Source organism: Streptomyces ureilyticus (assembly GCF_011045025.1).
GTDB classification, from domain to species: domain Bacteria; phylum Actinomycetota; class Actinomycetes; order Streptomycetales; family Streptomycetaceae; genus Streptomyces; species Streptomyces ureilyticus.
The window spans coordinates 1-11,606 of record NZ_JAAKZX010000261.1; the positions used below are offsets into that span (position 1 = coordinate 1).

General features: G+C 68.5%; 13 protein-coding genes. 6 read left to right on the forward strand and 7 right to left on the reverse strand.

Going from position 1 to position 11,606, the window contains the following annotated elements; translation table 11 throughout:
* The coding region (lysS, locus tag G6048_RS42505; protein ID WP_165344962.1) for a lysine--tRNA ligase at nt 1–1,424 on the forward strand (1,424 nt) is incomplete at its 5' end.
* Between the two features lie 79 nt (nt 1,425–1,503).
* Here the strand turns inward: lysS and G6048_RS42510 are convergent.
* From G6048_RS42510 to G6048_RS42520, 3 genes are all read right to left on the reverse strand, one after another.
* Nucleotides 1,504–2,871 (reverse strand): DUF2637 domain-containing protein, encoded by a 1,368-nt coding sequence (locus G6048_RS42510; protein WP_328828606.1) that lies wholly within the window; start codon nt 2,869–2,871, stop codon nt 1,504–1,506.
* A 209-nt stretch (nt 2,872–3,080) separates the two neighbouring features.
* Nucleotides 3,081–3,929 carry a DUF3558 domain-containing protein gene (locus G6048_RS42515; RefSeq protein WP_165344963.1) on the reverse strand — a complete coding sequence of 283 codons (849 nt, stop codon included), beginning with the start codon at nt 3,927–3,929 and terminating at the stop codon, nt 3,081–3,083.
* Nucleotides 3,930–4,047: 118 nt separating this feature from the next.
* On the reverse strand, nt 4,048–4,917 hold the full coding sequence (locus G6048_RS42520; protein WP_165344964.1) for a DUF3558 domain-containing protein: 870 nt from the start codon (nt 4,915–4,917) through the stop codon (nt 4,048–4,050).
* A gap of 170 nt (nt 4,918–5,087) precedes the next feature.
* Between G6048_RS42520 and G6048_RS42525 the strand changes: the two genes are divergently transcribed.
* Nucleotides 5,088–6,281, forward strand: coding sequence for an RtcB family protein (locus G6048_RS42525; protein ID WP_165344973.1), 1,194 nt, complete (start codon nt 5,088–5,090; stop codon nt 6,279–6,281).
* Between the two features lie 47 nt (nt 6,282–6,328).
* On the opposite strand, the gene G6048_RS42530 is transcribed toward G6048_RS42525, so the two are convergent.
* Nucleotides 6,329–7,195 (reverse strand): hypothetical protein, encoded by an 867-nt coding sequence (locus G6048_RS42530; protein WP_408056225.1) that lies wholly within the window; start codon nt 7,193–7,195, stop codon nt 6,329–6,331.
* A gap of 244 nt (nt 7,196–7,439) precedes the next feature.
* Nucleotides 7,440–8,069: a TIGR03086 family metal-binding protein gene (locus tag G6048_RS42535; protein WP_165344965.1), complete on the reverse strand. Its 630-nt coding sequence runs from the start codon at nt 8,067–8,069 to the stop codon at nt 7,440–7,442.
* An 85-nt stretch (nt 8,070–8,154) separates the two neighbouring features.
* On the opposite strand from G6048_RS42535, the gene G6048_RS42540 reads away from it, so the two are divergent.
* Nucleotides 8,155–8,976, forward strand: a complete 822-nt coding sequence (locus G6048_RS42540; protein ID WP_165344966.1) for a helix-turn-helix domain-containing protein — start codon at nt 8,155–8,157, stop codon at nt 8,974–8,976.
* A 60-nt stretch (nt 8,977–9,036) separates the two neighbouring features.
* On the opposite strand, the gene G6048_RS42545 is transcribed toward G6048_RS42540, so the two are convergent.
* Nucleotides 9,037–9,543: a MarR family winged helix-turn-helix transcriptional regulator gene (locus G6048_RS42545; RefSeq protein ID WP_165344967.1), complete on the reverse strand. Its 507-nt coding sequence runs from the start codon at nt 9,541–9,543 to the stop codon at nt 9,037–9,039.
* A 97-nt stretch (nt 9,544–9,640) separates the two neighbouring features.
* On the opposite strand from G6048_RS42545, the gene G6048_RS42550 reads away from it, so the two are divergent.
* The gene (locus G6048_RS42550; protein WP_165344968.1) at nt 9,641–9,973 is read left to right on the forward strand and encodes a YnfA family protein; all 333 of its coding nucleotides are present in this window, start codon (nt 9,641–9,643) and stop codon (nt 9,971–9,973) included.
* A 36-nt stretch (nt 9,974–10,009) separates the two neighbouring features.
* Here G6048_RS42550 and G6048_RS42555 read toward each other — a convergent pair whose 3' ends face one another.
* Nucleotides 10,010–10,450 carry an ester cyclase gene (locus G6048_RS42555; RefSeq protein WP_165344969.1) on the reverse strand — a complete coding sequence of 147 codons (441 nt, stop codon included), beginning with the start codon at nt 10,448–10,450 and terminating at the stop codon, nt 10,010–10,012.
* Nucleotides 10,451–10,627: 177 nt separating this feature from the next.
* On the opposite strand from G6048_RS42555, the gene G6048_RS42560 reads away from it, so the two are divergent.
* Both G6048_RS42560 and G6048_RS42565 read left to right on the forward strand, forming a co-directional pair.
* Nucleotides 10,628–11,398 carry an SDR family NAD(P)-dependent oxidoreductase gene (locus tag G6048_RS42560; RefSeq protein WP_165344970.1) on the forward strand — a complete coding sequence of 257 codons (771 nt, stop codon included), beginning with the start codon at nt 10,628–10,630 and terminating at the stop codon, nt 11,396–11,398.
* Nucleotides 11,398–11,553, forward strand: coding sequence for a hypothetical protein (locus G6048_RS42565; protein ID WP_165344971.1), 156 nt, complete (start codon nt 11,398–11,400; stop codon nt 11,551–11,553). The genes G6048_RS42560 and G6048_RS42565 overlap by 1 nt, the downstream gene beginning before the upstream one ends.
* Nucleotides 11,554–11,606 lie beyond the last annotated feature (53 nt).

Here is an 11,606-nt window from a genome sequence, read left to right on the forward strand (position 1 = left end):
AGACAGCCACCAAGGGCTCCCCCCACCCCAACTGGGCCGAGCACTTCAAGTCCGCCATGACCGAGGCCCTGGCCGAGATGGGCGTCGAGTTCGACGGCATCAGCCAGACCGAGCAGTACACGAGCGGCGCCTACCGCGAACAGATCCTGCACGCCATGCGGCACCGCGCGGACATCGACGCGATCCTCGACCAGTACCGCACCAAGAAGGCCCCGCCCAAGAAGCAGCAGGGGCAGAAGCCCGTCGACGCGGCCGAGCTCGAAGCCGCCGAGGGTTCGGGCGCCGCCGCCGAGGACGACGGGACCGGGTCCGCCGGGTACTTCCCGTACAAGCCCTACTGCGGCGGCTGCAACAAGGACCTCACCACGGTCACGGCGTACGACGACGACACCACCGAGCTGACGTACACCTGCACCGAATGCGGCTTCTCCGAGACCGTCCGGCTCAGCGAGTTCAACCGCGGCAAGCTGGTGTGGAAGGTCGACTGGCCGATGCGCTGGGCATACGAGGGCGTTGTCTTCGAGCCCTCCGGCGTCGATCACTCGTCCCCCGGCTCCAGCTTCCAGGTCGGCGGACAGATCGTCGGCAGCATCTTCGGCGGCAAGCAGCCGATCGGCCCCATGTACGCGTTCGTGGGGATCTCCGGGATGGCCAAGATGTCGTCATCGAAGGGCGGCGTGCCCACCCCGGGCGACGCCCTGAAGATCATGGAGCCCCAGCTCCTGCGCTGGCTGTACGCCCGCCGCCGCCCCAACCAGTCCTTCAAGATCGCCTTCGACCAGGAGATCCAGCGGCTCTACGACGAGTGGGACAAGCTGAACGCCAAGGTCGCCGACGGCTCCGCCCTGCCCGCCGACATCGCCGCCCACTCCCGCGCCGTACGGACCGCCGCGGGCGAACTCCCGAAGACCCCGCGGCCCATGCCGTACCGCACACTCGCCTCCGTCGCCGACATCACCGCAGGCCACGAGGACCAGGCCCTGCGCATCCTCAGCGACCTCGACCCCGCCAACCCGCTCGCCTCACTCGACGAAGTACGGCCGCGCTACGACAAGGCCGAGGCCTGGATCAACACCCAGGTACCGGCCGAGCAGCGCACCGTCGTCCGCCAGGAACCGGACGTCGAATTGCTGAAGTCCCTCGACGACCAGGCCCGCGAATCCCTCCGGCTCCTGCTGGACGGACTCGACGCGAACTGGTCCCTCGACGGCCTGACGCACCTCGTGTACGGCGTGCCCAAGGTCCAGGCCGGGTTCCCCCCGGACGCCACGCCCAAGGAACTGCCGCCGGAGATCAAGGCGGCCCAGCGCTCGTTCTTCGCGCTGCTCTACCACCTCCTCGTCGGCCGCGACACCGGGCCCCGACTGCCCACGCTGCTGCTCGCGGTGGGGGCGGAACGGGTACGGAAGCTGCTCGGCGCGTAAGCCTTGGTGAGTTGGTGATACGTGGTTGGGGGCTCCCGGAGAACTCCGGGAGCCCCCAACCACGTATGCACGATGGCGGTTACGCGATGTGGTCCTCTTCCAGCTCCGCCGTGTGACGGTTCGTGAAGCGGTTGACCATTCGCTTGGCGTCGGGGTCCGCGACGGGGATGCCGTACGTCGCCTCGACGTTGTCACTGAACTGGCGTGGGGTGGGGTAGCTGCCGTTGATCGACTGCTTGAAGACCTGGTAGTACGACTCCTCGTCCGGCTCGGGGCCCTCCGGCGCCCCGCCGCCCTCGCCCAACTGCCGCGTCCGCCCGCCCGGTCCCGTCGGGATGCGCCAACTGCCCGTGTCCTCGGGACCGGGCTCGTACTCCTGAGCCCGATCCTGGTCTTGGCCCTGGTTCTGATTCTGGTCCTGGTACGGAGCCTGGTCCTGTTCCTGGGCCTGGCGCTGGGCCTCGTACCACTGCTGGTCGTACTGCTCGCCGTCGTACCGCTCTTCGGGCTCGTACGACGGGTCGTAGCCGCCCTCGTAGACCACTTCCTGGTGCGGGGGCGCGAACCAAGGGCTGCTGTCGGGTTCCTGGGCCTGTTCCCGCTCTCGGGCGTACGCCTCTTGCTGCGGGGCTTGCTCCGCAACGGCGTCGTTCTCGGGGCCGCGCTGCTCCCTCCCAGGTGCCCCGGGTATCCCGGCCCGCTGTGACGACTCCAGCTCCCGTTCCGGCTGGCGCGGCGCCGGAGGCAGCAGGACCGGCTCGATGCCCGCCGCCGCGAGACCGGACGGAGCCGTCTCCGCGAGCGGCACGCCATACCGCGCAAGGCGCAGCGGCATCAGCGACTCCACCGGAGCCTTACGGCGCCAGGCACGGCCGTAACGGGAGCGGAGGCGGGCCCGGTACACCAGACGCTCCTGCTCCAGCTTGATCACCGCGTCGTACGAACGCAGCTCCCACAGCTTCATCCGGCGCCACAGGAGGAAGGTCGGGATGGGGGAGAGGAGCCAGCGGGTGAGGCGTACGCCCTCCATGTGCTTGTCGGCCGTGATGTCCGCGATCCGGCCGATCGCATGCCGGGCCGCCTCCACGGAGACGACGAACAGGATCGGGATGACGCCGTGCATACCGACACCCAGCGGATCCGGCCAGGCGGCCGCGCCGTTGAACGCGATCGTCGCCGCCGTCAGCAGCCACGCCGTCTGACGCAGCAGCGGGAACGGGATGCGGATCCAGGTCAGCAGCAGGTCCAGGGCCAGCAGGACGCAGATACCCGCGTCGATGCCGATCGGGAAGACGTAACTGAAGTTCCCGAAGCCCTTGTCGAGGGCGAGTTCGCGCACCGCCGCGTACGAACCGGCGAAGCCGATACCGGCGATGACGACCGCCCCGAAGACGACGACCCCGATGAGGATCCGGTGCGTCCTGGTGAGCTCCATTGGCGCGGCCACCCGTACTCCCCTCCCTGTGAGACCTGTTGCGCGGAACAGGGTGGCACATGTGTGCGGTTCGCGGGTGTCCGGAAGGACGTCGCCACCGCTTCGGTACGGCTTCGGTATACGGCCGGAGCCCGGCACGCAGGGGGCCGGGCTCCGTTAAAAGGCGGTGCTGAGCCGCGAGTTGGAGCCAGACGGGCGCCAGACGAGCTCTCCCGCCTTCGTCAGTTCTTCGTCGCCGGGGGCTTGGTGGCCGGGGACTTGGTTCCCTTGGCCGGGCTCCCGCTCGCGCTCTTGCTCGGACTCGGGCTCGCGCCGCCTCCGGAACCGGCACCCGCTCCCGATCCGCCGGCCTGATTGGCGGTCACCACCGCCTCCACGGCCTCCTTCGCCGCCTTCAGCGCCGCCTTCGACATATCCTCGGCGCTCGGGGCCTTGTCACCCGCGAGACCCGCGCCGTTGTAATCCACCGACACGACGACGTTCTCCGCCCGGGCCACGACCACCTGCTGCTTGAAGGTGCCTTCCTTCTTCTTCAGGTCGTAACTCACCTGCGTCGCCTCACTGCCCGTACCGGACACCGGCTCCGACTTGGCGTTCGTCGCGCCGGTCTCCGACCGCGCGTCCTGGACCTGGTCGGCGTAGTACGTCGACGCCAGCTTCTCGCCCGTACCCCTGGTCTGGTCCGACTCGAAGCGCAGCAAGGACACACTCAGCCAGCGGAACTGGGAGCCCTTCACGCCCTTGTCCTCCAGGCTGTCCCAGGAGCAACTGCCGCGCGTCGCCGTGTCGTCCGACCTGCCCTCCTTGCCGGACTTGGAAGCCTTCGGCACCAGCTCGCCCAGAGTCTTCGACGAGAACGCCTTGCACGGCTCGGGCAGCTTCGCGTACGCGGCCTCCTTCACCACCGCCGCCTTCGAGGCGGAGGGGGACGCCTTCGCGCTGGAGTCCTTCTTCGCGGCCTTACCGGACTCCGAGCCGGAATCCGAGGAGCAGCCTGCGGCGACGAGCATCACCGGAACAACGGCTGCGCTGACGAGGATGCGGGGGAGTCGCTGTGCGGGTCGGTGCATGGTTCCTTCACTCAAGACGCGTTTTGTGTGCGTGCGGTCGGGTCCGAGGGGCCACGGTACGCGTTACGAGGCGGATGTGACTTCCATTCCGCCCAGCCTCACAGCCCCCCGGCGACCGCTACTCGTTCAACGCGCCGTCGAGCTGATCGGCCAGTTCCCGCACCCTGTCCTGCATGTCCTCGCTGCTCGGGACGTCCGTCGTACTCGTCGGCTGCTCGTCGTACCGGATCGTCACCATCACGTTGGACGTGCGGAACACCACAGTCACCGTGCGCTGCCGAGAGGCGCTCAGCGCATCGTCCAGGAAGGCCTCGTCACCGAGATCGTCGAGAGTGCGGGGCTGAAGGTCGGCGGGGGTGAGGCTGGGGGAAGGGGTCCCGCCCGACGTGGCGCTCGGGTCGTCGGTCGGGGTGGCGGAGCCGGCGTCACCGTCGTCCGCGCCACCCCCCGCACCCTCTCCCGATTCATCCGATGCGCCGGATTCATCCTCGGTCGGGGTCTCCGTGGACGTGGCACTCGGCGACGACGGAACCGGTACGGGCAGATCCGCCCCCTCCTCCTTCGTCGCATAGAGCTGCGAGGCGCGAGAGTCGTCACTCACGGCGTTCTCGTACGACGTCACGCGCTCGAAGTCCACCCACAGACGATCCGTCGCGCTCGTCGACTCCGCACTCCAACGGCAGCCGACCTTCCGGTCCGTGTCGTACGTCAGCGTCGGCGCCCCCGCATACGCCTTCTCCCGCTGCTCCCTGTCCGTGACCTGCTTGAGTCCCGGCAACAGCGCGTCCAGCGTGCCCCGCTCGACGGCATCGCACGGCTCCGGCAGCGTGCGGTACCGCCCGGGCTCCGCCGGGGGAGCCGTCGTACCCGAGCCACCCTGCTTCGAATCCGTCGGCTCGTCACCGTCGTCCGAACCGGTGCAGCCGGTCAGCGCCGCCATCGCCGCGAGAAGCCCGGCGAGGCCGACTACGTACGCCTTCCGCTGCACGGGGGCTCCTCTCGCTCCGCTTATTCGCTTGCCGCCCGAAGGCGGCCGATGACCACAATGTCTATCGCACGCACGGCCGTGAACGCCGGTTCGCCTTCCCTTTCATAGACCTTGGCACCGGTATTTGCGATGCCCGAACTTTGTTTGCCTTCCGGGGGATTGAGGACGTTATGTCGTATGTAGAGGTACCAGGAGCGAAGGTCCCCATCCGCATGTGGACGGACCCGGCGTCAGTGGAGGACGTAGCCCTCCAGCAGCTCAAGAACGTCGCCACGCTGCCGTGGATCAAGGGGCTGGCTGTCATGCCGGATGTCCACTACGGCAAGGGTGCGACGGTGGGGTCGGTCATCGCGATGCGCGGAGCTGTGTGTCCGGCGGCGGTGGGGGTGGACATCGGCTGCGGGATGTCGGCCGTCAAGACGTCGCTGACGGCGAATGATCTGCCGGGGGATCTGTCGCGGCTGCGGTCGAAGATTGAGCAGGCCATTCCGGTGGGGCGGGGGATGCATGACGATCCGGTTGACCCGGAGCGGCTGCATGGGCTCGCTACTGCGGGGTGGGGCGACTTCTGGGGGCGGTTCGACGGTGTTGCTGACGCTGTGAAGTTCCGTCTGGAGCGGGCGACCCGACAGATGGGGACGCTCGGAGCCGGCAACCACTACCTCGAACTGTTGTTTGATTCCGAGGGGTCTGTATGGCTCACGCTTCATTCCGGGTCTCGGAACATAGGAAAGGAACTGGCGGACTATCACATCGGCGTGGCGCAGAAGCTCCCGCACAACCAGGGTCTGGTCGACCGGGATCTCGCTGTCTTCATCGCAGACACTCCGCAGATGGCTGCGTACCGGAACGACCTGTTCTGGGCGCAGGAATACGCCAAGTACAACCGGACGATCATGATGGCGCTCCTGAAGGACGTGATCCGCAAGGAGTTCAAGAAGGCGAAGCCGACCTTCGAGCCGGAGATCTCGTGCCATCACAACTATGTGAGCGAGGAACGGTACGAAGGCATAGACCTCCTCGTCACCCGCAAGGGCGCGATCCGCGCGGGCTCCGGCGAGTACGGGATCATTCCGGGCTCGATGGGTACCAGCTCGTACATCGTGAAGGGGCTCGGAAACGAGAAGGCCTTCAACTCGGCGTCGCACGGGGCGGGGCGACGTATGAGCCGGAACGCTGCTAAGCGCCGCTTTACGACAAAAGACCTGGAGGAGCAGACGCGGGGCGTGGAGTGCCGCAAGGACTCCGGCGTCGTTGACGAGATTCCGGGCGCATACAAGCCGATCGAGCAGGTGATGGATCAGCAGCGCGATCTCGTAGAGGTCGTGGCGAAGCTGAAGCAGTTCATCTGTGTGAAGGGTTAGCTGCAGTGATGGGCGCGGCGATCGTGGTCGCGCCCATCGCAAGCCGCTCAGTTCGGCAGCGGCACCAACCCGTGCAGCAGTTTCCAGCGGCGCACTTGGCAGGCGCTTTGGGAGTAGTTCAGCTCAGCAGCGGCGTGAGCGATGGTGGGGGCAGCGAGCAGGATCCTGTCCATCTCGCACGTCCATTTGATGCGCGGTGGCCTGGGCTTCGAACCGGTCGGTCGAACCCAGTTCGCGACGCTGTCGGCAGCCGCTTGCTTGCGCTTCAAGGACAGGCAGCCCGGATAGTAGAGGTGTGCAGTCAGGGCCTGCGCAGCCTCGGTGATGTACATGATGTTGTAGATGCCATCGCGCTGGTTGCGCCGGGGGCTGCGCTCGCTGCCTGTCATTTTCCTCGTGTAGAAGCACAGGTAGGCGACGATGGCTGTACTCGCGGTCGTGAGAGAGATGAAGGGCAATCCCTGGCTCGTGTAGCCAACTGAGCCGTCGGCATCGATGACGCCGCGGAGGTAGTCGCGGCGTGAGAACTCGACACGTGGGGGCGTGATCTTCTTCGACTTGCGACCGTATGGCAGTCCGAGTTCGTTGAGCCTGGTCCTGGCCTCCAGGGAACATAGAGTCCAGGTCGCCGAGTGGTGGGTCCCGGCGAAGTTCGTGGACCGCGTGCGCTCGGAGATGCTGCTGTTGTACGGCGTCAGACGCTGGAACTCACGCAGGATGGCGATGTCCCGTGCGTTGATCTCGACGGTCAGGCGTCCTTTCTGGCCCGCGCCCTTCGCGAGATGCCCATCGGCCTGCAAGAAGCCGAACATGTAGGCGTAGTTGGGGTCTTCGAGGTCCATGAACCCCGCCGTGTCGACCCCGAGGGCGTCGTCCAGCGTGAATTGGTGCGCGTTAGGCTCGCGTTCAGCCACAGGGAAGCCCTACTTCCTTGGTGGTCAGGCCCTCGGTTGGGATGCCAGTCCCGGCCGAGGGCCGTTGTTTTTGATGTTGTGGCGCGAGCCTAGATCGGGAGTTCAGCTCCCGTATGGATGATCCATCCGATTCATCCTTGTGGGTTATGTGATGCGTTTCTGGCGACAGCCCCCGGCCCGCGAAGGCCGCCGTCTCAAATGCGCGGGGCCGCGGCTTTGGTGAGCGCCCGCCCGTGCCCCCCCGTTACCGCCCGGCCCGGGCCCAGCGTGGATCGCGGCCCGTCTTCGCCAGAAGCCGGTCGAGGGCGTTCGCGCCCTCTGGTACGGGTATCGGCTCGGCGAACATGCCCATCTGCCGGGCCGTGGGCGCCATCTCGGCCACGGTCTCGCCGAGCGTGGACAGGACGCCGGTGCCCGCCGGATCCGGCCGGTACTCCTGGCCGGTCGCCCGCGCCAGGTCCCAGACGTGCACCGTCAGATCGAGCAGCACCAGGCAGCCGACCGTCCGCGCAGGCAGCTCCATGGCCCCCGTCGTGCCGTCCTCGGCCCCCGGCTGCGACCAGGCATCGACCAGCCGAGCCGCTGCCTCCGCGAACCGGTCCCGCCAGTCGTCGCCCGCCCCCACCCGGTCGGGCGTACTGGTGAAGTCCGCCGGCTTCTTGGCGGCCAGCTCCCGGAACTCCACGACCACATGGAAAAGGTGGTTGACCAGTGCCTTCACGTCGTACTCGGCGCACGGCGTCGGATGGGCGAAGGCCGCGTCCGGGATGGCCCGTACGACGGGAACGGCCTGGGCGGCGGCCGCGCCGAGCAGATCACCGAGCGAGGGCACACCGGCATTGGTCTCACTGATCTCGTTGATCTCGTAGGTCATGCCGCGACCGTACGTACGCCCTCTCCCCGGCGGCTTGAAGAAACGCGACAGCCCCTATCGGCAGCGGACGTCATACGATCCGGCCATGGCCGATCCCCGACGTGACACGCGAGGCATCGTCGACGCCGCCGAGCTCTTCTCGCGCGTCCGCTTCCGGCGCCGGGAACCCGCCGAGCCGCTGCGCCCGTATCTGGAGCACTACTGGCTGATCGACTGGGACCTGCCCACGCCGTACGCGTCCCACGTCGTCCCGCACCCCTCCGTGAACGTCGTCTTCCAGGCCTTCACCGGGCGTGAGCCGTTCGGCGAGGTCGCGGGGATCGGCCTGGAGCTGTTCACGCAGAAGCTGCAGGCACGGGGGCGTGTATGCGGCGTGCAGTTCCGGCCCGGCGGCTTCCGGCCCTTCGTGCCGGGGCACGCGGTGTCGGAGTGGACGGGCAGGCGGCTGCCGCTGGACGAGGTCTTCCCCTCGGCCCTCTCGACCACGGGCGCCGTCGAGGCCGTACTCACGCCCGATGACGAGGACGCCCGGGTCGCGGCCCTCGACGCGTTCCTGCTCGGACTCGCCCCGGGGCCCGACCCCAAGGCCGATCTCGCGATGACCCTCGTCGACCGCATCCGCACCGACCGTTCGATCCTCCGCGTCGACGACTTCGCCGACGCGGAGGGCGTCTCGGTACGGGCGCTGCAACGCCTCTTCGCGGCGTACGTCGGCGTCAGCCCGAAGTGGATCATCCTCCGCTACCGCATCCACGAGGCCCTGGAGCTGGCCGGCACCCGGTCGGACATCGACTGGGCGGCCCTCGCCGCCGACCTCGGCTATGCCGACCAGGCCCACCTCGTACGCGACTTCACGGCGACGGTGGGGGTGCCCCCGGCGGCGTACGCACAGGGGCACAGCCCTTAAGGACCTTGGGACTTGAGGGGCCTGAGGGCCACGCGGAGGCTTCGCAGGCCTAGATCAGGCCTAGAGCGAGTCGAGCTTCCCGCTCCGCAGCCGAGCGGTCTGTGTCGCCGTGAACTCCACCGTGCGTCTCATGTGGCCGATGAGCAGGGCGAGTTCGTCGTCCTCGAGTTCCTCGAAGAGGGCGTACCAGTCGCCGCTCAGCCGCCGCCACATCCGGCCGAACTCCTCGGCTCTCTCCGGCACGGTCGCCACGAGCACGCGTCGCCGGTCGTGCGCATCCCGCTGCCGTACGACATACCCGGCCCGCTCCAGCCGGTCCACGAGCCGCGTCGCCGACCCGGTCGTCAGCCCCGTCAACTCGGCGACCCGTCCGGTCGTGACCGGCCCTCTCTCCAGGCTGAGCAGGTTCAGGCACTGGAGGTCCGTGGGGTGCAGCTTCAGCTGGTCGGCGACGGCCTGGTTGAAGAGGGCGTACAGGGCCATGCAGCGGCGCGACTCGGTGGCCAGCTCGGAGAGCAGCCGGCCGCGCCGCGCACCGGTGGTTGTGCCGGACCTGGACAGGGTCATACGGGGATGTATGCCACCCGGCACACCCGACAAGCCCCGCGAACAGGTGACGGCACCGGCCCGCCGGCACACCCCCGCCCCATGCGAAGCTGCCCCCATGCTCGTCGTGCGCTCCGCCGCCCTGTTCGCCCTCGCCGCGCTCTTCGAGATCGGCGGCGCATGGCTGGTCTGGCAGGGCGTACGCGAGCACCGCGGCTGGCTCTGGATCGGCGCCGGGGTCATGGCCCTCGGCGCGTACGGCTTCGTCGCCACCCTCCAGCCCGACGCGAACTTCGGCCGCATCCTCGCCGCGTACGGCGGAGTCTTCGTCGCCGGCTCCCTCGCCTGGGGCGTGGTCGCGGACGGCTTCCGGCCCGACCGCTGGGACGTGACGGGCGCGCTGATCTGCCTCGCGGGCATGGCGGTGATCATGTACGCACCGCGAGACTGACCGCTGAGGCAGCGAAGACCTCAGGCCGGCAGGACCTCAGGCCGGCAGGTCTTCCGGCAGCAGTCCCAGCTGTCCGAGGAAGTCCAACTGGTCGAAGTAGAGCCGGTAGTCGGCGATCCGGCCGTCCTCGTCGATGGTGGCGAGGTCGATCCCGCGGATCCTGATCTCCTTCTGGGTCGCGGGCAGCGTCTCGCCGGAGGGCAGGTGGATCGGCCCGGTGTTCCTGCCGCTGAAGAAGCCCTCGTCGATGGCGGTATTGCCGATCTCGTACGAGTGCACCGACTCGAACGTGCCCTCCGGGATCGCGTCCGTCATCTGCCGCCAGTACTCGACGATGTTGTCCCGCCCGTGGAGCTCTCCGCCGTCGGGCGTCACGGCGACCGCGTCCGCCGCGAACAGTTCGTTGAGGGCCTTGACGTCCGGGGGTGTGGTGACCGCCTCGGTGAGCCGGTCCATGACCTCACGTGCCTGTCCCATGGAGCACCTCCTGCGCAGAGGATCACCCACCTCGATTTTCCCACTGTCCCCGGGCCCGTGCATCAGGTACCAGGGCCTTCGACGTCCGCACCCGCCACCGGCCTATCCTGGCGGGGATTCGAACGCCGGCTCGCGCGAGCGAGCGTGAACCCGTACGCCCAGCCCGAGGAGCAGCCCATGACCGCCCCCGCCGCCAAGTCCCGTATCGCCGTCGTCACCGGCGCGAGCAGCGGCATCGGGGCCGCGACGGCGCGGCAGTTGGCTGCCGCGGGCTATCGGGTGGTCCTCACGGCCCGCCGCAAGGACCGTATCGAGGCGTTGGCGGAGGAGCTCGAGGCGGCGGGCCACCAGGCGACGGCGTACGCGCTCGACGTCACCGACCGCGCGGCGGTCGACGAGTTCGCCACCGCCTTCAAGACCATCGGCGTGCTGGTCAACAACGCGGGCGGCGCGCTCGGCGCCGACCCCGTCGCGACGGGCGACCCGGCGGACTGGCGCCAGATGTACGAGACGAACGTGCTGGGCACGCTCAATGTGACCCAGGCCCTGCTCCCCGCCCTGACCGCGAGCGGCGACGGCACGGTGGTCGTCGTCTCCTCGACCGCGGGCCACGGCACGTACGAGGGCGGCGCCGGTTACGTCGCCGCCAAGCACGGCGCGCACGTACTCGCCGAGACCCTCCGCCTGGAGATCGTCGGCACCCCGGTGCGTGTGATCGAGATCGCCCCCGGCATGGTCAGGACGGACGAGTTCGCCCTGACCCGCTTCGGCGGCGACGAGGAGAAGGCGGCGAACGTCTACGCGGGCGTGGCCGAGCCCTTGACCGCCGACGACGTGGCCGACACGATCACCTGGGCGGTCACTCGCCCCTCCCACGTGAACATCGACCTCATGGTCATCCGCCCCCGGGCCCAGGCCTCCAACACGAAGGTCCACAGGGAGCTGTGATGCCGGACGCCGAACCCGTACGGGAACAGGAGCAACGCCGCCTGGACCAGGAGAAGAAGAACGAGCGCTACGTCTGGTGGTATCTGGCGTACTTCCTCTTCGGCATCCACATCGTGGCGTTCGTCATGATCTACGCGGTCATGCACGCGAAGTAGGCGCCGCGCACGCGAGGTCGGCGGTCACGCACGCGAAGCAGCCGCCCCCTCGG